General features: G+C 66.0%; 22 protein-coding genes and 1 pseudogene. 4 read left to right on the forward strand and 19 right to left on the reverse strand.

What is annotated here, in order from left to right; translation table 11 throughout:
* Positions 1–89 precede the first annotated feature (89 nt).
* From urtB to ACTTAG_RS12385, 5 genes are all read right to left on the reverse strand, one after another.
* On the reverse strand, positions 90–2,066 hold the full coding sequence (gene urtB, locus ACTTAG_RS12365) for an urea ABC transporter permease subunit UrtB (protein WP_444462610.1): 1,977 nt from the start codon (positions 2,064–2,066) through the stop codon (positions 90–92).
* A 60-nt stretch (positions 2,067–2,126) separates the two neighbouring features.
* Positions 2,127–3,380, reverse strand: a complete 1,254-nt coding sequence (gene urtA / locus ACTTAG_RS12370; RefSeq protein WP_444465247.1) for an urea ABC transporter substrate-binding protein — start codon at positions 3,378–3,380, stop codon at positions 2,127–2,129.
* A 272-nt stretch (positions 3,381–3,652) separates the two neighbouring features.
* Positions 3,653–4,279 (reverse strand): urease accessory protein UreG, encoded by a 627-nt coding sequence (gene ureG, locus ACTTAG_RS12375; protein ID WP_444462611.1) that lies wholly within the window; start codon positions 4,277–4,279, stop codon positions 3,653–3,655.
* On the reverse strand, positions 4,276–4,935 hold the full coding sequence (locus ACTTAG_RS12380; protein ID WP_444462612.1) for an urease accessory protein UreF: 660 nt from the start codon (positions 4,933–4,935) through the stop codon (positions 4,276–4,278). The genes ureG and ACTTAG_RS12380 overlap by 4 nt, the downstream gene beginning before the upstream one ends.
* On the reverse strand, positions 4,904–5,374 hold the full coding sequence (locus ACTTAG_RS12385) for an urease accessory protein UreE (RefSeq protein WP_444462613.1): 471 nt from the start codon (positions 5,372–5,374) through the stop codon (positions 4,904–4,906). Before ACTTAG_RS12385 ends, ACTTAG_RS12380 begins: the two co-directional genes overlap by 32 nt.
* An 80-nt stretch (positions 5,375–5,454) precedes the next feature.
* On the opposite strand from ACTTAG_RS12385, the gene ACTTAG_RS12390 reads away from it, so the two are divergent.
* A complete protein-coding gene (locus ACTTAG_RS12390) occupies positions 5,455–5,805 on the forward strand; it encodes a hypothetical protein (protein WP_444462614.1) in 351 nt (116 codons plus the stop codon).
* A gap of 4 nt (positions 5,806–5,809) precedes the next feature.
* Here ACTTAG_RS12390 and ureC read toward each other — a convergent pair whose 3' ends face one another.
* The 6 genes from ureC to ACTTAG_RS12420 form a co-directional block, all read right to left on the reverse strand.
* Positions 5,810–7,516 carry an urease subunit alpha gene (ureC, locus tag ACTTAG_RS12395; RefSeq protein ID WP_444462615.1) on the reverse strand — a complete coding sequence of 569 codons (1,707 nt, stop codon included), beginning with the start codon at positions 7,514–7,516 and terminating at the stop codon, positions 5,810–5,812.
* The gene (locus ACTTAG_RS12400; protein ID WP_444462616.1) at positions 7,516–7,821 is read right to left on the reverse strand and encodes an urease subunit beta; all 306 of its coding nucleotides are present in this window, start codon (positions 7,819–7,821) and stop codon (positions 7,516–7,518) included. The genes ureC and ACTTAG_RS12400 overlap by 1 nt, the downstream gene beginning before the upstream one ends.
* 9 nt (positions 7,822–7,830) lie before the next feature.
* On the reverse strand, positions 7,831–8,133 hold the full coding sequence (locus tag ACTTAG_RS12405; protein ID WP_444462617.1) for an urease subunit gamma: 303 nt from the start codon (positions 8,131–8,133) through the stop codon (positions 7,831–7,833).
* 9 nt (positions 8,134–8,142) lie between these two features.
* A complete protein-coding gene (locus ACTTAG_RS12410) occupies positions 8,143–8,964 on the reverse strand; it encodes an urease accessory protein UreD (RefSeq protein ID WP_444462618.1) in 822 nt (273 codons plus the stop codon).
* Positions 8,965–9,093: 129 nt separating this feature from the next.
* Positions 9,094–9,552: an Lrp/AsnC family transcriptional regulator gene (locus ACTTAG_RS12415; protein WP_444462619.1), complete on the reverse strand. Its 459-nt coding sequence runs from the start codon at positions 9,550–9,552 to the stop codon at positions 9,094–9,096.
* Positions 9,549–10,007 carry an Lrp/AsnC family transcriptional regulator gene (locus ACTTAG_RS12420; RefSeq protein WP_444462620.1) on the reverse strand — a complete coding sequence of 153 codons (459 nt, stop codon included), beginning with the start codon at positions 10,005–10,007 and terminating at the stop codon, positions 9,549–9,551. Before ACTTAG_RS12420 ends, ACTTAG_RS12415 begins: the two co-directional genes overlap by 4 nt.
* A 76-nt stretch (positions 10,008–10,083) precedes the next feature.
* On the opposite strand from ACTTAG_RS12420, the gene ilvC reads away from it, so the two are divergent.
* Positions 10,084–11,154, forward strand: coding sequence for a ketol-acid reductoisomerase (gene ilvC / locus ACTTAG_RS12425; protein WP_444465248.1), 1,071 nt, complete (start codon positions 10,084–10,086; stop codon positions 11,152–11,154).
* Between the two features lie 76 nt (positions 11,155–11,230).
* The gene (locus ACTTAG_RS12430) at positions 11,231–11,599 is read left to right on the forward strand and encodes a hypothetical protein (protein WP_444462621.1); all 369 of its coding nucleotides are present in this window, start codon (positions 11,231–11,233) and stop codon (positions 11,597–11,599) included.
* Positions 11,600–11,602: 3 nt separating this feature from the next.
* Here ACTTAG_RS12430 and glmM read toward each other — a convergent pair whose 3' ends face one another.
* The 8 genes and pseudogenes from glmM to ACTTAG_RS12470 form a co-directional block, all read right to left on the reverse strand.
* Positions 11,603–12,949, reverse strand: a complete 1,347-nt coding sequence (glmM, locus tag ACTTAG_RS12435) for a phosphoglucosamine mutase (protein ID WP_444462622.1) — start codon at positions 12,947–12,949, stop codon at positions 11,603–11,605.
* Positions 12,946–13,962: a dihydropteroate synthase gene (gene folP / locus ACTTAG_RS12440; RefSeq protein WP_444462623.1), complete on the reverse strand. Its 1,017-nt coding sequence runs from the start codon at positions 13,960–13,962 to the stop codon at positions 12,946–12,948. The genes glmM and folP overlap by 4 nt, the downstream gene beginning before the upstream one ends.
* A 48-nt stretch (positions 13,963–14,010) precedes the next feature.
* A complete protein-coding gene (locus ACTTAG_RS12445) occupies positions 14,011–14,922 on the reverse strand; it encodes a dihydroneopterin aldolase (RefSeq protein WP_444462624.1) in 912 nt (303 codons plus the stop codon).
* Between the two features lie 84 nt (positions 14,923–15,006).
* Positions 15,007–15,708: a cell wall hydrolase gene (locus ACTTAG_RS12450; protein ID WP_444462625.1), complete on the reverse strand. Its 702-nt coding sequence runs from the start codon at positions 15,706–15,708 to the stop codon at positions 15,007–15,009.
* A 244-nt stretch (positions 15,709–15,952) separates the two neighbouring features.
* Positions 15,953–18,490 carry a putative PEP-binding protein gene (locus tag ACTTAG_RS12455; RefSeq protein WP_444462626.1) on the reverse strand — a complete coding sequence of 846 codons (2,538 nt, stop codon included), beginning with the start codon at positions 18,488–18,490 and terminating at the stop codon, positions 15,953–15,955.
* Positions 18,491–18,626: 136 nt separating this feature from the next.
* Positions 18,627–20,910 (reverse strand): annotated as a pseudogene (gene glyS / locus ACTTAG_RS12460) (glycine--tRNA ligase subunit beta).
* Position 20,911: 1 nt separating this feature from the next.
* Positions 20,912–21,136 carry a DUF6446 family protein gene (locus ACTTAG_RS12465; protein ID WP_444462627.1) on the reverse strand — a complete coding sequence of 75 codons (225 nt, stop codon included), beginning with the start codon at positions 21,134–21,136 and terminating at the stop codon, positions 20,912–20,914.
* Between the two features lie 168 nt (positions 21,137–21,304).
* Positions 21,305–22,243 (reverse strand): glycine--tRNA ligase subunit alpha, encoded by a 939-nt coding sequence (locus tag ACTTAG_RS12470; RefSeq protein ID WP_055212963.1) that lies wholly within the window; start codon positions 22,241–22,243, stop codon positions 21,305–21,307.
* Positions 22,244–22,408: 165 nt separating this feature from the next.
* Between ACTTAG_RS12470 and ACTTAG_RS12475 the strand changes: the two genes are divergently transcribed.
* Positions 22,409–23,428 (forward strand): peptidoglycan-binding protein, encoded by a 1,020-nt coding sequence (locus tag ACTTAG_RS12475; RefSeq protein ID WP_444462628.1) that lies wholly within the window; start codon positions 22,409–22,411, stop codon positions 23,426–23,428.

Genomic DNA, 23,428 nt, shown 5'->3' on the forward strand with positions numbered 1-23,428 from the left:
TCCGGGAGCTGGCGGCGCCGGGGGCTTCGCGCCCCCGGACCCCCGCGGGATATTTGAACCAAGGTGAAAGGGCGGCGGGGATCATGGGCTCAATCTCCGGCGGCGCGGCCGCGCAGCGCGATGATGCCGCGCGGGCGGAACTGGATGAAGATGATGATGAAGAGGATCATCCAGGTCTGGGCGGCGAGCGTGTTGGCGGGGTTGAGCGCCTCGATCCCCTTTTGCAGACCGCCGACGAGGGTGGCGCCCGCCAGCGTGCCCCAGATGTTGCCGACGCCGCCGACGACCACGGTCATGAAGCTTTGCACGATGTAATCGGCGCCAAGTTCGGAGGTGACCTTGGCGAACAGCCCGATGGCGACGCCCGCGATCCCGGCGATGCCCGAGCCAAGGCCAAAGGTCAGCATGGTGATGCGGTCGGGGTTGATCCCCATCGAGGCGGCCATCGAGGGGTTTTGCGTCACCGCGCGGACTTCAAGGCCGAGGCGGGTGCGTTTCATCACCAGAAGGAAGAGGCCGAGGAAGGCCAGCGCCAGCACGAAGATGGCGATGCGGATATAGCTGATCGAGACGATGTCGTTCAGCACCCAGGCGCCGTCGAGCCATTCGGGGGCGGTCAGCGGCCGGGCCTGGGTGCCGAAGATGTTCTTGAAAAGCTGCTGCAGCGCGATCGAGATCCCGAAGGTGGCGAGCAGCGTTTCGAGCGGGCGGCGGGCCAGATGGCGGATCACCAGCCGCTCCATCGCCACACCGGCGGCGAAGGTGACGGCAAAGGCCAAGGGCAGCGCGACCACAATCGAGATCGTGTAGTCGGAGATGAATTGCTGCACCACATAGCCGGTATAGGCGCCCATGGTGATGAATTCGCCATGCGCCATATTGATCACCCGCATCACCCCGAAGGTGATCGCAAGGCCGATGGCCGCAAGGAAATAGATCGAGGCGAGCGAGAGCGCGTCCAGTGTCAGATCCGCGCCCTGCATCGCGGAGACCTTGAGCGAAACCGATTGCAGCGCGGCTTTTGCAGCCTCGGTGACGGCCGGGTCCGGTTCGGCGAAGATGTCGGCGAAACGATGCGCGGCGACGGCGGCGGTCACCTCGGCCGGGGTGGCACCGGCGGGCACCCGGCCTGCGGCTTCCAGCGCCGCATAGGCGGCCTCGCGTTTGGCGGGATCGTCAAGCTCAGCCACTGGCACGCCGCCGACGGCACCGTTTTCGAGATGGGCTTCAAGCGCCGCGCGCAGATCGGCGGGCGACAGACGCTTTGGCGCAAGCCCCTGATCTACAAGCAGATCATAGGCCTCGGCCTCGGAGAAGCCGGGCTTGCCGGGGGTCAGGAGCGCCGCGACATTTCCCGTGGGCGCGGCGTCAAAGACCTGCCGCGAGGTGGCGAGGATCGGGTTCAGGGCGGCGCGAAAATCGAGGCCGAGATCGGCGCCGAAGCTTTCGATCGCGGCGATGCGGGCGGCGGGGGTGGTGCCGAAACGGATCGTCAGCAGGCCCAGCAGCCGTTCCTTTTGCGCCTTGATCGCCGGGTCGGTTTCCGCGTCAATCGAGGCGGCCAAGGGCGCCAGATGCTCGGCCGCGCTGTCGCGGGCGAGTGTCGTCAGCGCGGCAAGGCGCTGCTTCGGATCGGGGTCTGACAGTTGAAACTGAATGAGCGCCGAAGCAATGAGGCCGCGGACCCCGGCATTCGGCTTGATCTCGGCAATCTCGGCTTTCGCGGCCGTGCCCCGGTCGGCGCCCGTGGCGGGATCGGCGAGCGCATAGCCATCGGCCGTTTTCGTCACCCGGAAGATCGCGCCATCCGCCTTGCGCGCGCCCAGTTTCTTGTCGGCCCAGGCCTGCAGGAAATCGGGCGCGCCCTCCCCCGCCTGCCCCAGCGCGGCGATCACCGGACCGATGCTCTGGCGCGAGGGCTTGGCGATGGCGGCGGCGTTTTCGGCAATGACGGCGGCAAGGCCGATCTGCACGGTGGCAACGGGAACGGGTGGTGCGGCGTCTTGGGCGGCGGCGGGCAAAGCCAGCGCAAGGCTTGCCACCAACGCCAGAAAAAGGCTGCGCATGGGAAAATCCGGGCTGCGGGAGGGGGCGTCTCGCCCCCTCGGTTTTCGTTTGAAATCAGATCAGTAGTTCGATTTCAGCTGCACGCAGGTCTTCGTTTCGGTGTTGTACATGCCGCAGTTCAGATCTTTCCAATCCGAGGTCAGCACGGCCGATTCGGGCAGGAAATCGGTCCAGGCATCGCCCGGCACCGGCTCGGTCTGGCTGATGATGTCGAACTGACCGTCTTCCTTGATTTCGCCGATCAGCACCGGCTTCGTCAGATGGTGGTTGGGCAGCATTTCCGACATCGTCCCGGTCAGGTTCGGGAATTTCTGCCCGATCATCGCGGCACTGACCTTGTCGACCTCGGTCGTGCCCGCCGCCGTGACCGCATTCACCCACATGTTGAAGCCGATATAGGTGGCCTCCATCGGGTCGTTCGTCGTGCGCTCGTCATTGCCGATGAACTTGTGCCAGGCCTCGATGAAGGCCTTGTTTTCGGGCGTCTCGGCGCTTTGGAAGTAGTTCCAGGCGGCCAGCTGGCCGACCAGGTTCTTCAGATCCCCAGCGCCGAGGCCCGAAAGCTCCTCCTCGCCGACCGAGAAGGCGACGACCGGAATGTCATCGGCGGTGATCCCCGAAGCCGCCAGCTCCTTGTAGAACCCGATATTCGCATCGCCGTTGATCGTCGAGATCACGCCGACCTTCTTGCCGTCCGCCCCCAGCGCCTTCACGTCGGCGACGATCTTCGACCAGTCCGACTGGCCGAACGGCGTGTAGTTGACGAAAATATCCTCGGCCGGGATGCCCTTCGACTTGAGATACGCTTCCAGAATGTTGTTCGTGGTGCGCGGATAGACGTAATCGGTGCCCAGAAGCGCGAATTTCTGCACGCCGAGTTCGTTCAGGAAATAATCCGTCGCCGGGATCGCCTGCTGGTTCGGCGCGGCGCCGGTGTAAAAGACGTTCTTCGAGCTTTCCTCGCCCTCGTATTGCACCGGATAGAAGAGAAGCCCGTTCAGCTCCTCGATCACCGGCAGCACCGATTTGCGCGAAACCGAGGTCCAGCAGCCGAACATCACATCGACCTTGTCGACGGTCAGCAGCTCGCGCGCCTTTTCCGCAAAGAGCGGCCAGTCAGACGCCGGATCGACCACCACGGCCTCGAGCTGCTTGCCCAGCACGCCGCCCTTCTTGTTCTGCGCCTCGATCAGCATCAGGACCGTGTCCTTCAGCGTCGTTTCCGAAATCGCCATCGTGCCCGAAAGCGAATGCAGCACCCCCACCTTGATCGTCTCGCCCGCGGCAAAGGCGATGCGCCCCGTCATCGACATGGCACCGGCCGCCGCAGCGGTCATCAGCAGATTGCGCCGAGTAATCATGTTTTCCCCTGTTCCTTGATCGCGCGGCCCGGGAGGTGGGCGCGGGTTGCTTCGTGGCGGGTCAGGGCCCGCGGGATCAGCAAAACCGGGGCGCTGCGGCGCGGCAAGAACGGGTCAAGCAGGAAAGGGGCCAAGGCGCAGAATTGTGCACAAGACAGGCAAACGCCCGGCCTTTGCGCAAGAACCGGGCGTTTTGGGAACGGGTTTGGCGCGACTCTTGCGCATCAGGCCGGGGCGGGCGCTTGTTCAAGACCGCCTTCCCGGATCAGGAAAGCGACGATGGCGTCGATGCCGACGCCGCGGCGCAGCTGCGCCATCACATAGGGCCGCGACCCGCGGGCGCGTTGCGTGTCCGCTTCCAGCAGCACCGGATCGACCCCCACATGCGGCGCCAGATCGGTCTTGTTCACCACAAGCAGGTCCGATCGCGTCACCCCCGGGCCGCGCTTGCGCGGAATGTCCTGCCCGGCGGCGGTGTCGATCACATAGATCGTCAGATCCGCCAGCTCCGGGCTGAAGGTGGCGGCCAGATTGTCGCCGCCCGACTCGATCAGGATCAGATCAAGATCGGGGTGCAGGCGGGTCAGATCGGCAATGGCGGCGAGGTTGATCGAGGCATCCTCGCGGATCGCCGTATGCGGACACCCCCCGGTCTCGACGCCGCGGATGCGGTCGGCGGGCAGCACCTGGGCGCGCATCAGCGCCTCGGCATCCTCGCGGGTGTAGATGTCATTCGTCACCACCGCCATTGAAAGCCGCCCCGCCAGCGCCCGGCACAGCTGTTCGGTCAGCGTCGTCTTGCCCGCGCCGACCGGGCCGCCGATGCCGACGCGCAAAGGTCCATTCGTCATGTCTTGAAGATCCTTACATCAAGCGTTTCATGCGCGGCCGAGGCGATCTCGGCGCGAAAGGCGGATTGCGCCAGATCGGCGGGCGTGGCCGTTGCGGCGCGGGCGGCAAGCCGCGCGATGACGGGATGCAGCGCCGCCAGAACCCTTTGCCCCGCCGCCTGCCCCAAGGGGATGAACCGCACACCGATCATGACAAGGTTCGATGCGAAGGCATGTTGGAAAAGGGCAATGACCTGTTCCGGCGGCAGGCTTGTTTCCTTGGCCGCAGCCGCAACCGCCAAAGGCAGCGGCATCGCATTTGTGCAAGTTCCGGTCATTTGCGCCCGCGCCTGCGCAAAGGCCGCCCCCTGTTCCTCGGTCTCCCGCAGCCGCTCCGCCGTGCCCGCCAAAGCCCGCGCCAGATCGGACAGATCCGCCAGATCCTCGCCCCGCAGACCGCAGGCCAGAAGCACCGCATCGTTCCAGCCCGCCCCATGTTCCAGGATATCGGCGAGCCAGTCGCACAGCGCCGCCTCGGACCGGACCTCGCCCGCGACGACCGCCTGTTCCAGCCCGTGGCTATAGGCGAAAGCCCCGGTCGGAAAGGCGGGCGAGAGCCATTGCACAAGGGCGAGCAGGTCCAACTCAGGCGTGGACATGGAAGGGACCGTGGTCATGCCCCATGGTCCGGCCCATGCCATAGGCGCCGCTTTCGGGACGAAAGGGCTCCATCCGCTTTTCCACCCGCGCCCCAAGACCGCGCAGCATCGTTTCAAGCACATGATCGTCGCGGATCACCAGCCGGTCGGGCTCGATCTGGCAGGGCGTGTGGCGGTTGCCGATATGCCAGGCGAGCCGGGTCAGATCACCCGTGACGACCAGCACCGGTTCCAGCCCGCAGCGCACCTCGATCAGCCGCCCGTCGTCGAGCGCAAAGGCCTCGCCGCCGCGCAGGTTCGTCACCTCGGGCAGGTCAACCAGAAATTCCGCGCCCGAGGCCGCCACCAGCCGCTTGCGGCGCAAGAACCGCCCCTCATAGTCCAGCGCGACATGATCGGCCGCCCCCGTCCAGCCGCCCGCCGGCAGCACCCGGCTGGCCCGAAGCATCAACGACATGATTTTCCTCCGCGATTTAGAGCTTTCTTAAACATGACTTGGCAGCATGGCGAGGACGAAACCCAGAACGGGAGTGACGGATGCAGCTCAAACCCCCTGCCGATGAACTGGCCGAAATCCGGGCCGAAATCGCCCGGCTGCGCGCCCGCGAAGGGGCGCTGCGCGAGATTTTGTTGCGCGATGCGGCGATGCCGAAGATCGGCCGCGTCCACAAGGTCGAGCTGGTGACGAACCGCCAGCGCATCTTCGATCCGCGGCTTCTGCCCGAGGCGATCCGGCTGGACCCCGCCTATACCCGGGAAAAGGTGACCCGCGTGCTGCGCGCGACCCGCAAGGGCCCCGCGACCCCGGAGGCGGGGACCAATCAGCCTGCGCCCACCCCGCAGAGCGTCGCGCCTGCGGGGCGTTTTGCCGGACAGCAGCCGCATTGAGCCGTCAATACAGGAAGTAACGCTGCGCCAGCGGCAGGGTTTCCGCCGGTTCGCAGGTCAGGATCTCGCCATCGGCCCGCACTTCGTAGGTCTCCGGGTCCACCTCGATCTGCGGTGTGGCGGTGTTCAGCCGCATCGAGGCCTTGCCGATCGTCCGCGTGCCCTTGACCGCCAGCACCTGCTTTGACAGCCCCAGTTTTTCGGCCACGCCCTCGGCCTCGGCCGCGGCGGAAACGAAGGTGACGGCGCTGTGCGACAGGGCCTTGCCAAAGGCACCGAACATCGGCCGGGTGTAGAAGGGTTGCGCGGGAATCGAGCCGTTCGGATCGCCCATCTGCGCCGCCACGATCATCCCGCCCATCAGCACCATCTCGGGCTTGGCGCCGAAAAACGCCGGATGCCAGAGCACCAGATCGGCGCGTTTGCCCACCTCGACCGAGCCGACATGGTCAGAGAGCCCATGCGTGATCGCAGGGTTGATCGTGTATTTCGCGATGTAGCGCCGCACCCGGAAATTGTCGTTCGCGCCGGTTTCCTCGGCCAGCCGCCCACGCTGTTTTCTCATTTTATCAGCGGTTTGCCAGCAGCGGATGATCACTTCGCCGACCCGCCCCATGGCCTGACTGTCGGACGAAATCACCGCCATCGCGCCCATGTCGTGCAAGATATCCTCGGCCGCGATCGTCTCCTTGCGGATCCGGCTTTCGGCAAAGGCCACATCCTCGGGCACCTTGTTGTCAAGGTGGTGGCAGACCATCAGCATGTCGAGATGTTCCTCGACCGTGTTCTTCGTATAGGGCCGGGTCGGGTTCGTCGACGAGGGGATAACATTCTGCGAAGACACGACTTTCAGGATGTCCGGCGCATGGCCGCCCCCGGCCCCCTCGGTATGGAAGGCATGGATGGTGCGCCCCTTGAAAGCCGCCAGCGTGTTCTCGACAAAGCCCGATTCATTCAGCGTGTCGGTGTGGATCATCACCTGCACGTCCATGTCCTCGGCAACCGTCAGACAGCAGTCGATCGCGGCCGGGGTCGTTCCCCAATCCTCGTGCAATTTCAACGCGCAAGCGCCCGCCTTGACCTGTTCGACCAGACCTTCGGGCAGGCTTGCATTGCCCTTTCCGGCCAGGGCGAGGTTCATCGGGAAGGCCTCGAAGCTTTGCAGCATCCGCGAGATATGCCACGGCCCCGGGGTGCAGGTGGTGGCCAGCGTCCCATGCGCCGGGCCGGTGCCGCCGCCCAGCATCGTGGTGATGCCGGAGGCCAGCGCATCCTCGATCTGTTGCGGGCAAATGAAGTGGATATGCGTGTCGATCCCGCCCGCGGTCAGGATTTTCCCTTCGCCCGCAATGACTTCGGTGCCGGGGCCGATGATGAGCGTCACGCCGGGCTGGGTGTCGGGGTTGCCCGCCTTGCCGATCCCCGCGATGCGGCCATCGCGCAGACCGACATCCGCCTTGTAGATGCCGGTATGATCGACGATCAGCGCATTGGTGATGACGGTGTCCATCGCGCCGCCCGACCGCGGGATCTGGCTTTGCCCCATGCCGTCGCGGATCACCTTGCCGCCGCCGAATTTCACCTCTTCTCCGTAGGTTGTGAGGTCTTTTTCAACCTCGATGATCAGATCGGTATCGGCAAGGCGGACCTTGTCGCCGGTCGTCGGGCCAAACATGTCGGCATAGGTGGCGCGGGACATGAGACGCGGCATCAGAGCTCTCCCATCACTTTGGCATTGAAGCCAAAGACGCGACGGGCACCGGCCAGCGGCACAAGTTGCACTTCGCGGCTCTGGCCAGGTTCGAAACGCACAGCCGTTCCCGCCGCAATATCAAGGCGATAGCCGCGGGCGGCCGCGCGATCAAAGGCAAGCCCCGGGTTCGTTTCGGCAAAATGGTAATGCGAGCCCACCTGCACCGGGCGATCGCCGGTATTGGCCACCATGAGCGTGATCGCCGCGGCGCCCGCATTCAGTTCGATATCGCCCTCGGCGGGGAAGATTTCACCTGGTATCATGGGCTTACCTCAGCGGATCGGATGGTGGACGGTGACAAGCTTGGTGCCGTCGGGGAAGGTCGCCTCGACCTGGATCGAGTGGATCATCTCGGCGATCCCCTCCATGCACTGCTCGCGGGTGATGACATGGGCGCCCGCCTCCATCAGATCGGCGACGCTGCGGCCCTCGCGCGCCCCTTCGACGACGAAATCGCTAATGATCGCAATGGCTTCCGGGTGGTTCAGCTTCACCCCCCGCGCCAGCCGGTTGCGCGCCACCATGGCCGCCAGGCTGACGAGCAGCTTTTCCTTTTCACGCGGGCTCAGGTTCATCTTGTCCCCTCAGGTTTGCCAGACGCGCGGCGGGGGCGCGCCCCGTCGCAAAGCGCCCATCAGTTGCAGGATCTGTTTGCGCAGGGGCCAGCCATCCTCGGCCAGCAGGCGCACCACACATTTGCCGTCAAAGCCGGAGGCCGCGGCCTGAACGCCGGGCACCGTCAGCGCGGCGCGGGCCGGGCCCACCGCATCTTCGGCACCCCGCGCGCAGAGAACCAGCGTCGCAAAGGCGCGCGCAGGCCCAAGCAGCGCGCCCCGTGCCCCCTTGGCGATGATGTTCGAATTCAGCAACAGGGGCTCCAGAAAGACTGGCTTTCCTGCCCTGTTGATCCGACGCATGTCGGAAAAGTGCAATTCCTGCACGGTCTCGCCCATCGCGGCGCGGCCCAGCACCACCGCTTCCAGAAGCAGGCATCCGGCATCTTCGGCCAGATCCACCGTGGTCTCGCGGTGCAACCGAGCGCGGTCGAACAGGATGGTTTCCTGCGGCAGCCAGTCAAGCCAGCCGCCCTGCCCCACCCGATGCGCCACCGTCACCCGGGCGGCCTCCCCCTCGGCGCGATAGGCGCGATAGGCGCGCTCGGCCGCCTGCGTCGTTGCCACCCCCCGCGCCCCGCCCGAGAGGTCGAGCCCATAGTGCAGCGTATCCCCCGCCGTCAGCCCGCCCGAGGTGTTCAAAAACACCACCTCCGGCACGCCTCGCACATGCGGCAGCAGCGCCTTGGCCGAGCCGCGCTGCGCAAGCCCCGTCAGACGCGCGCCCGCGAAAGCCACGGACGCCTGGCCATGGCTGCGCTGGAAACGAGGGGGGCGCGCAGAGTCGAACATGGGGTCAGCAAACGCCCGCCGCGCCCGCGCGTCCATGTCAGGCGGGGGCTGCCGCGCCAGCAAGATCGCGGCCAGCCCGGCGGCGCATAAATTCGCGCCACCCTGCCCGCAAATTCATCGCCGCGAAAATCAGCCCAGCGGTCCCGGGCGGCGTTCTTCCGACAGCATCACGTTGGCTTCGATCTGCCCGACCCCGGGCAGGGTCATGATCCGCCGCCGCAGCACGCGCTCGAAATCGGCGATGTCGCGGGCGCCAACCCGCAGCCGGTAATCGAAGCGGCCAAGGACGTGCTGCACCACCTGCACCTCGGGGATCGCCTGCACGGCGCGCTCGAAATCCTCAAAGGAAATCCGGCCCTTGGTGGCCAGCTTGATGCCCAGAAAGACGGTGACGCCAAAACCCAAGGCTTGGCGGTCCAGTACCAACCGCCGCCCGGCGATCACCCCCGCCTCCTCGAGCCGCTTCACTCGGCGCCAAGCCGCAGGTTGCGACAGCCCGAAACGACGGCCAAGCTCGCCCGCCCCAAGCGTCGCATCTTGTGCCAAAGCCCGCAGGAACGCCCGGTCGATGTCATCGAGCGCGATCACAGCGGCAGCTCCGCCGTGTCCTTCAGCGTCGAAATCAGCATCAGCGCATCGGTGTCGGCGATATGCGGCAGCGCCAGGATGCGTTCGCGGTAGATCTCCTGATAATGCGCCATGTCGCGGGCAATGACGTTCAGCCGCACATCGACCTGACCAAGGAATGTCTGAATTTCAATGACTTCCGGCACTTTCCGCGCGGCCTCCAGGAATTCGTCGAAGAAGCCAGGCTGGGTCTTGTCCAGCGTGAAACGGACCGAAACCTCGATCTCCCAGCCCAGTTTGCGCCAGTCGATCACCGCCTCCTCGGCGCGGATCACGCCGCCTTCGCGCAGCCGTTCGAGCCGCCGCCACAGGCTTGCCGCCGTCACCCCGGCGCGCGCGGCCAGTTCTGCACGGGGCAGCCCGGGGTCGGCCTGCATCTGCCGCAAGATCCGGCGGTCGATGTCATCCACCTGCATGATTTTTCCCATCTTCCGTCATTTGACGAATGATCTTTATTCGGAATAGCCATATTCCACGAAGTTTGAATGCGCAATCGCCACAAATAGCCTATCCTGCCGCCATCACAACTGGAGGAACGCCATGCGCGTGTTTTATGATCGCGACTGCGATGTGAACCTGATCAAGGACAAAAAGGTCGCCATTCTGGGCTACGGCTCGCAGGGCCATGCCCATGCGCTGAACCTGCGCGATTCGGGCGCCAAGAACGTCGTCGTCGCGCTGCGCGAGGGTTCGCCCTCGGCGAAGAAAGCCGAAGGCGAAGGGCTGAAGGTGATGGGGATCGCCGAAGCCGCCGCCTGGTGCGACGTGATCATGTTCACCATGCCCGACGAGCTGCAGGCCGAGACCTACAAGAAATACGTCCATGACAACCTGCGCGAGGGTGCTGCGATCGCCTTTGCCCACGGCCTGAACGTGCATTTCGGCCTGATCGAGCCGAAGCCGGGCATCGACGTGATCATGATGGCGCCGAAAGGCCCGGGCCACACCGTGCGCGGCGAATACACCAAGGGCGGCGGCGTGCCCTGCCTGTTTGCCGTCCACAATGACGCGACCGGCAAGGCGCAGGACATCGCGCTGTCCTACTGCTCGGCCATCGGCGGCGGCCGTTCGGGGATCATCGAGACCAACTTCCGTCAGGAATGCGAAACCGACCTGTTCGGCGAACAGGCCGTGCTCTGCGGCGGTCTGGTCGAGCTGATCCGCATGGGCTTTGAAACCCTGGTCGAAGCCGGTTACGAGCCGGAAATGGCCTATTTCGAATGCCTGCACGAAGTGAAGCTGATCGTGGACCTGATCTACGAAGGCGGCATCGCGAACATGAACTACTCGATCTCGAACACCGCCGAATATGGCGAATATGTCTCGGGCCCGCGCATCCTGCCCTATGACGAGACGAAAGCCCGGATGAAAGCCGTGCTGACCGACATCCAGACCGGCAAATTCGTGCGTGATTTCATGCAGGAAAACGCCGTCGGCCAGCCTTTCTTCAAGGCCACCCGTCGCATCAACGACGAACACCAGATCGAGCAAGTCGGCGCGAAACTGCGCGCGATGATGCCCTGGATCGCCAAGGGCAAGATGGTCGATCGTTCGCGCAACTGATCGGCGCGACAGGACTTCAGGGGGCGCCTTGCGGGGCGCCCCTTTTTCGGTCAGGGTTCCCGCAAAGGAGAGCCCGATGAGCGAATTGACCCCAAAGCAGCTTGAGGCGCTGGCCCGCGAGCGCGCCAAGATCTTCACCCCCGGCTGGTTCGCCGATCTTGTCAGTGCAAGGCTTGGATTTGGCGACACATTCTGGCTTGGGCTTTTCGGCGTGCTGCTGTTCGTCGTGCCCGCCGTGGTGCTGATCGGGGGTTTGCTATACGCGCAGGCGCCGGGGGCGCTGACACCGTTCTTCCGCATCGCCGCGGGGCTTTACGCGCTGTGGACGCTGGGCGTGCTGCAGGCGCTTTTGCGCCTTGGCCGACACGGTGGCTACCCCGTCGCGGGGCTGGTGGTGACGGCAGGGATCGCCGTTTGCGGGCTTTACGCCGCCGTCACGCTGTAACGCTCAGGCGGTGGCCTGTTCCACCGCCGCCACGATCCCCTCGACCGTTTCCGCCAGAAGACCCGCATCTTCGCATTCCGCCATCACCCGGATGAGCGGCTCGGTCCCCGATTTGCGGATCAGGATGCGGCCCTGAGCGGCAATCCGGCTCTCGGCCTCCGCGATCACTTTTCGAACATTTTCGTTCTCAAGTGGTGCCTGACCCGCCTTGAACTTTACGTTTTTCAACATCTGCGGCACGGTCTGGAATTGCCGCGTCAGCTCTGAAGCGCGCTTTCCGGTCTCGGCCATCGCGGCCAGAAACTGCAGCCCAGCCATCAGCCCGTCGCCCGTCGTCGCGTAATCGGTCATCACGATATGGCCCGATTGCTCGCCGCCCAGGTTGAAACCGCCTGCCCGCATCCGCTCGACCACATAGCGGTCGCCGACCGCGGTGCGTTCCAGAGCCAGCCCGCGCCCGGTCAGGAAGCGTTCCAGACCCAGGTTCGACATCACCGTGGCGACCAGCGCGCCCCCGCGCAAAAGCCCCGCCTCGGCCCAACGCGCCGCAAAGAGGGCCATGATCTGATCGCCGTCCGCCACCAGACCGTTCTCGTCCAGGATCATCACCCGGTCGGCGTCGCCATCAAGGCTGATGCCCAGATCCGCGCCATGCGCCACCACCGCCTCGGCCGCGGCGGCGGTATGGGTCGAGCCACATTTTTCGTTGATATTCAGACCGTTGGGCTTGGTGCCGATCTCGATCACCTCGCAGCCCAGCTCCCACAGCACCTGCGGCGCGGCCTTGTAGGCGGCGCCATGGGCGCAATCGATCACCACCTTCAGCCCCGCCAGCCGGTCGCGCGCCGGAAAGGTGGTCTTGGCATATTCGACATAGCGCCCCAGCCCGTCGTCGATCCGCTTCGCGCGCCCGATATTCATCGGCTGCGCAAGACGGATCTCCCCCGCCACCAGCGCCTCGATCTCCAGCTCGGCTTCGTCCGACAGCTTGAAGCCATCGGGGCCGAAGAACTTGATTCCATTGTCTTTTGCCGGGTTGTGGCTGGCAGAGATCATGATCCCCAGATCCGCCCGCATCGACCGCGTGAGATACCCCACGGCGGGCGTCGGCACCGGGCCCAGAAGCAGCACGTTCATCCCGGTCGAGGTCAGCCCCGCCGTCAGCGCATTTTCCAGCATGTAGCCCGACAGCCGCGTGTCCTTGCCGATCACCACCCGATGCCCGTTGCGGCCGTCGCGGCGGAAATACCGCCCCGCCGCCGCGCCCAGTTTCAGCGCCATTTCCGCCGTCATCGGCCAGGTATTGGCCTCGCCCCGCACCCCGTCGGTGCCGAAAAGTTTCCGCGTCATGGCGTGTAACCCCTTGTGATGGCATCAAAAAGCCGGATGCCTTGGGCGATCTCGGCGACATCGTGAACCCGGTGCATCTGCACCCCCTGCGCAAGCCCCGAAAGCGTCACGGCCAGCGTGCCGGGCGCGCGGGCATCGGCCCTCTCGACCCCGCCGATGGTGCCGATGAAGCGTTTGCGCGAGACGCCCAGCAGGATCGGACAGCCAAGGCCGTGAAAAAGCGACAGCCCCCGCAAGAGCGTCAGATTATGCGCGACGGTCTTGCCAAAACCGATCCCGGGATCGAGCAGCACCCGGGCACGGTCGATCCCCGCCGCCTCGGCCTCGGCCAGACGCGCCTCCAGATGGTCGTAAACATCCAGCAAAACATCGTCATAGCGCGGCTCGGCCTGCATCGTCGCGGGCGTGCCCTGCGCATGCATCAGGCAAAGCGCCGCGCCCGAGCCCGCCACCGTCGCCGCCATCGCCGGATCAAAGAGCATCGCCGAGACGTCATTCACCAGCCCCGCCCCCGCCGCCACCGCCGCCGCGGCCACCGCCGCCTTGCGGGTGTCGATCGAGATCGGCCGCGCGAAGCCCTGCGCCCGCAGCGCGGCAATCACCGGGGCGGTGCGGGAAATTTCTTCGGAAACAGCCACTTCCGCGGCCCCGGGGCGGGTCGATTCCCCACCGATGTCCAGCAGATCCGCCCCCGCCGCCGCCAGCGCCCGGGCCTGGGCCAAAGCCGCCTCGGGCGCGTCGAACCGGCCGCCATCGGAAAAGCTGTCGGGGGTCACGTTCAGGATGCCCATGACCGAGGGGCGGTCAAAGCCGATCCCGGCCAAGGCCGGGCGCGGCGCGGTCAGACGGTCGAGCCGCGCGGGCGGGATTTCGGACGCCGGAACAAGCCCTTGCGCGCCCGCGCGCGTCAGCGCCTCGGCATGGGAGAACCAGCACCAGCCCCCGGCCAAGGGCACAGCCCCCGCGGGACGGACGGCATCGGTCTGGGCAATCGGGCGATAGTAGACTTTCATGCGTCTCTCTTCGCCAAAGCGCCGCCGCTTGGCAAGATGAAGCGGCGCTTAACGCGCGACCGCAACCACCGGCACGCGGCTTCCCGCCGGAGCTGAAACATCGCCGTGAAGCTCCAGCCGCGTCGCCGCCAGCTGCTCGGCCAGCCACAGGCTCAGGGTTCCGGCCTCGCGCACCGGCCCCTTGGGGCCATCCACCGCATCGAGAACGATTTTCGAGGGCGCCCAGACCAGCATCTGCCCCCGCCGCATCGCCCAGTCGATCTCGGTCCGCGTCGCCACCACCACGCAGCGCGGATCCCGCGCCGCCAGCACCCAGGCGTTCTGCTCGATGGCGAGCAGGTCGATGCGCCGCTGCGTCGGCCGGTGCCCGGTCTCGGGCGGGGCCACGGCGGGCATCCCCACCGTCAGGATCACCGGCATGCCCGAGGCCGCCAGACCATCGAGCCGCGCCGACAGATCCGGCGCCGCGATCACGTCATTCGAAAGACAGGCCACGACCGGATGCAGCGTCGCCTCCTCGTCGAGCGCCTTCACCGGCACCGAGGCGCGGGCACGCACGATTTCCACCCCCAGCGCGCCGGGGCCGCGGTCCAGCTTCTCGATCCGCACGAAAACCCGCATCGCGCGCGGCTGCGCCAAAATCCGTTCCGCCACCCGTTCGGCCAGCGTTTCCAGCAGGTTGAGCCGCTCGGCCGCCAGTTCCGCCGCGATCGCCTCGGTGATGCGGTCATAAGACAGGATGCGGTCCACATCATCGTCGAGCGGCGCCGTTTCCGGCGTCACCTCGACCACGACGTTGAAATTCAGCCGCTGGCCATGGCCGCGTTCCTGCTGAAAGGCGCCGATATCGGCCAGCACCACATGATCGCGCAGGCTGATCCGGTCGCGCGGATCGGCGGGCGCCGAGGCCAGCGCGCGCTCCTCGGGATGGGCGAAGGCAAGGGATGTGTCGGAGTGCATGAAGGCCACCTTTCGCCCCCAGATATAGAAAGGGGGCGGACCGAAGCCCACCCCGAAACGTCATTCCCGACCGCGGTTGCGACCTTAACGGATTGCCGCGGTCTGCAGCGGACGCCGGTAGAAGGTATGGGCGCCGATCCGGGCCGTGCGCTGATAGCTGCGCGTCCAGGTCGGGCGCACGCCATGGGTGTGGAAGAAGGTGGCGCCATCGGTCAGCCGCCGCGGTGCGCCGTCGATCATCGCGCGGGCGATTCTGGCGGCCTGATCCCAGGCGGCGCGGTCCTTGGCCTCGTCGGGCCGCCCGTCGCAGGTCCAGCTGAAGGCACAGCCGCCGCGCCCGCCCTGCCCGACAACACCGCAGATGGTTTTCGGAAAGCGCGGATCATCCATCCGGTTCAGCACCACCTCGGCCACCGCCACCTGACCTTGCAGGCTTTCGCCGCGGGCCTCGTGATAGATCGTCTGCGCAAGGCATTGGAATTGCGCGTCCCCATGCGCCCGGGGTTGCGCCGCCAGCCAGCTTTCGGTGATTTCGACCGGCGCCTCGGTCACCGGTTCGCGGTTCCAGGGCCAGGCGCGCACCGTTGGCGCGGCGGTGATGGCGGCCACCCGGTCGGGGGGAACCGACCGCAAACCCACCCGTTCCTGAAACAGAAGCTGCATCAGCCCCTGTTCGGCAACCGCCGTGGGATCGTTCGACTGGCTTACCGTCGTTTCGGCACGCGAGCCTCCGGCGAGGGCCAGGAGGATGAGCATCCCCCCCGTCCAGCTTTTCAGCACTGACATGGTCTTCTTTCGATAAGGACAATCGCCCCGGCCCAGGGCCGCGACGGCACGGGCATAGACCAGCAACGGGGGAAATGTCCACCAAGCGAAAGCGCGCGAACCATTTCCACCGCAAAAGCGGCGGAAATCCGCGCAAATCAGCAACCCGACTCACCCCTCGGGTTACTGAATGCGACTAAAGGTAACGGAAAGAAAACGCCAGAGCTTTTGTTCCGTTAACCCTAAATTCACGCAACATTTTGCGTCAGAATCGATTCCGCGGCGCCAGAAGCGCGAAATGTGCGCCTGCAAGGCGGGCCACCGGCACCCGGAAAGGTGAACAGGACACATAATCGAATCCGGCGGCCCGGCAGAAGGCGATTGATTCGGGGTTGCCGCCATGTTCCCCACAGACCGAGATCGTCACATCGCGCCGCGCCGCCTTCCCGCGCGAGGCCCCCATGAGCAGAAGTTCCCCCACCCCTTCGACATCCAGAATGTGGAACGGGTCTTCGGCATAGACATGCTGATTGACATAAGCCGACATGAACCGCCCCGCATCGTCACGCGAGAGGCCATAGGTCATCTGCGTCAGGTCGTTGGTACCGAAGGACAGGAAATGCGCATGTTCCGCGATCTCGCCCGCCCGCAGCGCGGCGCGCGGCGTTTCCACCATCACCCCCAGCCGGTAATCGAAATCCGCCTTCATCTCGGTGCGCACGGCACTGGCGACGGCGTCGATCCGGGTCTTGACGATCTCGACCTCGCGCGCGGCGGACACAAGCGGGATCATCACCTCGGGCACCACCGGGGCGCCGCGGCGGCTGGCCTCGACGGTCGCCTCAAAGATCGCGCGGGCCTGCATGTCGTAGATTTCCGGCACGGTGACGCCCAGACGCACGCCGCGCATCCCCAGCATCGGGTTGAATTCCGAAAGCGCCTCGACCCGGCGGGTGACTTCCGAAAGCGGCCGGTCCAGCGCCTCGGCCAGTTCGCGCAGGCCTTCGCGGTCATGCGGCAAGAATTCGTGCAGCGGCGGGTCGAACAGCCGGATGCAGACGGGCTGCCCCGCCATGATGTCGAAAAGCGCAATGAAATCGGCGCGTTGCATCGGCAGCAGACGATCCAGCGCCACCCGCCGGTCGTTCGGCGTATCGGCAAAGATCATCTCGCGCATCACCGTCAGGCGGTCTTCGTCAAAGAACATATGCTCGGTCCGGCACAGCCCGATGCCGTCGGCGTCGAACATCCGCGCGGTGCGGGCGTCGTCGGGCGTGTCGGCATTCGCCCGAATGCCGATGTCGCAGACCGTCTCGGCCCAGCGCAGCAGCGTGCGGAACCCGTCATCGAGCGCCGGTTCCAGCATCTCGGCCGCGCCCGCCAGCACCTCGCCATTGCTGCCATCGACGGTGATCAGCTCGCCTTCCAGAAAGGTGCGCCCGTCGGGGCCGCGAAGCGAGCGGTCACGAGCATTGATCTGCACCTCGGTGCAGCCGACGATGCAGGGCAGCCCCAGACCGCGGGCGATCACCGCGGCGTGCGAGGTCATGCCGCCGCGTTCGGTCAGCACGGCCACGGCCGCATGCATGCCGCGGATGTCCTCGGGCCCGGTTTCGCGGCGCACCAGAATGCAGGGCTCGCCCCGCGCGGCACTGGCCTGCGCGGCCGCGGCGGTAAAGACGATGCGGCCCACGGCAGCGCCGGGGCTGGCGGCGATGCCGCGGGCAAAGCGGTCGCGCGGCGCGCGCGGATCCACTTGATAATGCAAAAGTTCCGTCAGCGCCCGCGGTTCGACGCGCAACAGCGCGTCTTCGCGGGTGATGATCCCCTCCTCGGCCAGAGCCACCGCGATCTTCACCGTCGCCCGGGCCGAGCGCGCCACCCGCACCGCGTCGATCACCGAAATCCGCCCGCCCTCGATGGCGAATTCCAGCTGCATTTCCTCGCGCAGCCGCGTCCGGCAGGTGGCGCCATGGCTGCGCAGCACCGCGAAAATCTCGGGCGCCAGTTCCTCAAGCGAGAGCCCGCGCGGATCGCGGGTCAAAAACAGCGTGTCATCGGACAGCGCGCGCCCCTGCGACTGGCCACGAAACCGCCCGGTGATCCGCGGCGCGCCGGTCACGCTGTCCACAAACTGCATCGTGCCCGAGCCGGAAATCCCCGGCCCGATCCCCAAAGCCATGCGCTGCACCAGAAGGCCCAGCACCGCATCGGGCGGCGCCCCCTTGGCCTGACGCAGCAGCCGCGCCGTCGTGCCTTCCCAGGCCCGCGCCATCGAGCGCAGCACCTCGGCCAGTTGCCGGGCCGGATCTTGCGGAAAAGGCTCGTCGGTTTCGGCGTGATAGGCGGACAGCGCGGCGGCCAGCGCGCCCTCGCCGGGGCCTGCGTGGAACATGTCGGGGTCAAGCCGCGCCACATGGGTGGCGTAGCTTTGCACGAAGCGCAGATAAAGCGCATCGGCCGCCTCGCGCCCGTGACTGTCGCACAGCCGCGCATGCATCGCGTCGTTCATGCCGACATTCAAGACCGTGCCCGGCCCGCCCCATTCGGGATTTTCAGGGCTGGATCGGACCGAGACAAGGAAATCATGGCCGAAGACGGCGGCGATGCGGCCGGTGTCGGGCATCTGCCCGGCGGCGATGGCGCGCACGGTTTCGACCGGCAGGGCGACCGTCGTCGGCACCGGCAAATCAAGCCGGATCAGCCGTTGCAGACATTTCGCCCGCCAGCCGTGCCGGGTGGCCTGCACCGGCGCAGCGGGAGAGAGTTCCACGAACTCGGAGAAGTCGGCGATTTTCTGCATTGCGGCAATTCCCTGACGTCAGCAGGATAGGCCGAATTGTGACGGGCGCAAGCGTGACCTTGGGGCGCGGCCGTCAGACCTTGGTTCCGTGTCCGCCGGAGGAGCCTCCGGCGGGGATATTTTCGGCAAGATGATATCAGCCGTCGAGTTTCGTCAGATCGGCGACGCTTTGGCAGATCTGGCGAATGCGCGAGAGCAGGTTCAACCGGTTGCGCCGCACGATCGGGTTTTCGGCGTTGATCTGCACCGCGGTGAAGAAGGCGTCGATGGGGGCACGCAGTTTCGCCATTTCGGCCATGGCCGTGGCGAAATCCTCCGAGGCCATCGCCGGGGCCAGTGCCGCTTCGGCGGCGTCGAGGGCGGCGAAAAGGGTTTTCTCTTCCTCGGCTTCGGCGAATTTCACATCGGCGCCGAAGCTGTATTCGACGCCATCCTTGGCCTCGGCCTGGTCAGGATGTTGTTCGCGCGTTTGAAGCCCTGGATGAGGTTGGTGCCATCCTCGGTCTTGAGGAAGGCGCTCAGCGCCTCGGCCCGTTTCACGACAAGCGTCAGGTCGTCATTGCCGGGCATGGCAAGAACGGCGTCGATGACATCGTGACGGATGCCCTCGTCCTTCAGGAAGACCTTGAGACGGTCATGGAAGAAGGAGAGGAGGTCGGAAGTCAGCTTCAGAGCATCGGATTCCGCTATATGCTTCGCGAGATTGCCCAAATCAAAATCAACATGCTCGGTGCCGCCAAACTCTACGAACACCTCCCATTTGTTGTCGAATGCCGCCTGTAGCTCTGAAGCGCTCTCAATCCGTTTGGATAGGACTTTTGCAGTCTTATTACCGTCCAAGAGCGTGTCGTGGCCTCCCGTAGGCACCGCAGCGTAGACAGAGAACTGACGCGACGCGACCAAGGCTGACGTGAAACGTTTCACAAGCCCCATCCTCAGCCCATTCCCCAGCACCAGCCGGATCACACCCAGCGCGGCGCGGCGCAGCGCGAAGGGGTCTTTCGAGCCCGTGGGTTTCTCGTCGATGGCCCAAAAGCCCGTCAGCGTGTCGATCTTGTCGGCGAGCGCCACCGCCACCGTCACCGGCTCGGACGGCACGGCATCGGACGGGCCGAGCGGCGAGTAATGGCCCTTGCAGGCATTGGCAATCTCGTCCGACAGCCCCTGCGCGCGGGCGTAATAGCTGCCCATCAGCCCCTGCAGTTCCGGGAATTCGCCGACCATCGCCGAGCGCAGATCGGATTTCACCACCAGCGCGGCTTTTTCGGCCTGATCCGGGTCGGCGCCCACAAGCGGCGCAATCTCGCGCGCCAGCGCGGCGATGCGGTCGATCCGGGCCTTCTGGCTGCCCAGCTTGTTGTGGAAGGTGACATTCGCCAGCCCCGCGCCCATACCCTCCAGCCCTCGGTCTTCACCACCCGCAGGTCGTGTTCCCAGAAGAACCGCGCATCCGACAGCCGCGCCGACAGCACCTTCAGGTTGCCCTTGAGGATCGTCGCGCCGTGATCCGCGGTCTCGCGGTTCGCCACGGTGACAAAACCCTCGATCCGGCCGGTTTTCGGGTTCTTGACCGAGAAGAACTTCTGATGTTCCCGCATCGAGGTTTGCAGCACCTCGGGCGGCAGATGCAGGAAGTCTTCCGCAATCGCCCCCATCAGCGCGACCGGGAATTCGACCAGCCCCGCGACCTCGGTCAAAAGGCCCTTGTCCTCGACCAGCTCCAGCCCCTGCGCGAAGGCCAGCTGCGTCGCGTCGTGCCAGATCATCGCCTCGCGCTCGGCACTGTCCAGCACCACCTTGGCCGCTTTCAGCTTGGCGGCGTAGTCGTCAAAGCCGGTCACCGTGAACCGATCGGGCGCCATGAAGCGATGCCCGGCCGTGGTGGCGCCCGCCTTGATGCCGTCCACGTCCAGATCGACCACCGAAGCCCCGGTGTCGTCCGACAGAAGGCACAGGATCGAATGCAGCGGGCGCACCCATTTCAGCGTGCCATTGCCCCAGCGCATCGACTTCGGCCAGGGGAAGCTGCGGATCGTCTTTTCCAGCACCTCGGCGACGATTTCGGGCGCGGCGCGGCCGGGCTTTTCGATCACCGCGAACCAGACCTGGCCCTTCTTGTCGTCGCGCTTTTCCAGTTGATCGAGCGTGAGGCCCGTGGAGCGCAAGAAGCCCTGCACCGCCGCCTCGGGCGCGGTGACGGCCGGGCCCTTGCGTTCTTCGCGGAGCGTCGGGCTTTCGGTCGACAGCCCATCCAGCACCAGCACCAGACGGCGCGGGGTCGAAAACGCCTGCGCATGGCCATAGGTCAGACCGGCCTCGACCAGACCGTCGGTGATCATCTTGCGCAGGGTGTCGCGGGCGAAGCCCTGCATGCGCGCCGGGATTTCTTCCGAGAAAAGTTCGATCAGCAGTTCGGGCATGTCAGTTTTTCCCCGCAAGGTCATTCGGTTGCTGCCAGACATAGGCCCGGCCATCGGGATAGACGGCGACGACGCGATCGACGCCGGGGGTGATGTTGCGCGCCCCAAGGAAGGCCACCGCCACGCCCGAGGCCAGATCGGCCCCGATCCGCGCGGCATCGAAACAGGGCGGCGCCTGCGGCGGGCCGGGCGCGGCGGCATCGTAAAGCGCGAAGGTCTCGGTCAAAGCGCGAGCGAAAGCGGCGTGCGGAAACAGCCCAGCGCCCCGGCCCCGCCTGCCAGTCCTCGGTCAGGATCGGCTCGGGCTGGCCGGTTTCGATCGCCGTCAACGCAACCTCGGCGGGCACGGCGGCCGAAACCAGCGCCAGCGTCGCCGCGACAGGCAGAAGCGGTGTCACGCCTGCGCCTCCGGCCGCCAGCCGCCCGCGGTGGTGGTGACAAAGGCATCGGCACATTTCTTCGCCAAGGCGCGGACGCGGCCGATATAGGCCTGCCGTTCGGTGACCGAAATCACGCCGCGCGCATCGAGCAGGTTGAAGAGGTGGCTGGCCTTGATGCACTGGTCATAGGCCGGATGCGCCATCACGATGCGCTTGCCGGAATTCGGGTCCTCGGCCGGGAAGGCCAGAAGCCGTTCGCATTCGGCCTCGGCATCCAGGAAGTGCTGCAACAGCACCTCGGTATTCGCGCCGTCGAAATTGTGGCGGGAATATTCCTCCTCGGTCTGCCGGAAAATATCGCCGTATTTCAGCGGGATCGGCGAAGCGGGGTCGTTGAAGGGCATGTCCATGACATGGTCGATGCCCAGCACATACATGGCCAGACGTTCCAGACCATAGGTCAACTCGCCCGAGACCGGCTTGCAATCATGCCCGCCGACCTGCTGGAAATAGGTGAATTGCGACACTTCCATGCCGTCGCACCAGACCTCCCAGCCCAGACCCCAGGCGCCGAGCGTCGGGCTTTCCCAGTCATCTTCGACAAAGCGGATGTCATGCAGGCCCAGATCAATCCCGATCGCTTCGAGCGAGCCCAGATACAGCGCCTGCAGATCGGGCGGGCTCGGTTTGATCAGCACCTGATATTGATAATAGTGCTGCAACCGGTTCGGGTTTTCGCCATAGCGGCCATCGGTCGGCCGGCGCGAGGGCTGCACATAGGCCGCCGCCCAGGGCTGGCTGCCCAGGCTGCGAAGCGTGGTGGCCGGGTGGAAGGTGCCCGCGCCAACCTCCATGTCATAGGGCTGCAAGACCGCGCAGCCCTTGGAGGACCAATAGGTCATCAGCCGCAGGATGATCTCCTGAAACGAGCGGGGCGCAGCAGGTTTTTCCATGTCACCGACCTTGAAAGCGAAACGCCCCCTCTCTAGGCAAGGGGCGGCACAGGGTCAACCGGATGCCGCCTTGCGGGGCGGAAAATGCGGCGATTGGGGGGTGACGCGGGCGCGCATCCTGTTACTTTGCGCCGAATATGTGACGGAAAGATTGCGGGGGACAATATGGGGGCGGGGAAACGGTCGGCGCTGCGCGCGGGCGTGCTGGGGATGACGCTGACGGTCTGGGCCAGTGTGGTGCCCGGTCTGGCGGCGGCGGAAACGGCCTGGGTGCAGATCGAGGCGCTGCCAACGCTGGGTCAGGCCGAAACGCGGCTGCGGGCGCTGTCGGAAAGCTTCCCCGAGGCCGCCGGTTTCGCCCTTGCGGGCGGCTGGTATGGCGTCGCGCTGGGCCCCTATGACAGTCCCGAAGCCGCGGCCGAGGCGCTGCGGCAGATGCGCGCCGCGGGCGCGATCCCGGCCGACAGCTATGTGGCCGAAAGCAGCCGCTTTCAGGGCCAGTTCTGGCCCGTGGGCGCGGCGCTTGCCGCCCCGACACCGGAGCCGACACAGGAACCGGCAGCGGCGCCAGCCCCGGCCCCCGCCCCGGCTGCCCCCATCGCAGAACCCATCGCAGAACCCGCCCCGCCCGCGGTCGAAACCCTCGCCGATGCCCGCCGCGCCGAAGAGGCGATGGGCCGCGAGGGGCGGATGAAGATTCAGGAAGCCCTTGAATGGGTGGGCGTTTACACCGGCGGCATTGATGGCGCTTTCGGGCGGGGCACCCGCACCGCGATCGCCACCTGGCAAGACAGCCACGGCCATGAGCCCACGGGCGTGCTGAAATCGGCCGAGCTGACAGAGCTTCTGGGCGCGGTGATGACCGAGAAATCGGCGCTGGGGATCACGCCGGTCGAGGAAGCCAAGGCCGGGATCGCCATCGACCTGCCGCTGGGACTGGTCGAATTCGACCATTACGACCCGCCCTTCGTGCATTACCGCGCCAAGGGCAATTCCGGCGTGCGGGTGCTCTTGATTTCCGAACCGGGCGACCAGAACACGCTTTACGGGCTTTACGATGCGATGGCCACGCTGGAGATCGTGCCCACCACCGGCCCGCGCAGCCGCGACAAATCCGGCTTTTCGCTGGTGGGCGAGGATGCGCAGATCCATTCGGTGACCGAGGCCCGGCTCTCCAAGGGCTGA

This window comes from Rhodobacter capsulatus, assembly GCF_052363185.1.
GTDB lineage: Bacteria > Pseudomonadota > Alphaproteobacteria > Rhodobacterales > Rhodobacteraceae > Rhodobacter > Rhodobacter capsulatus_E.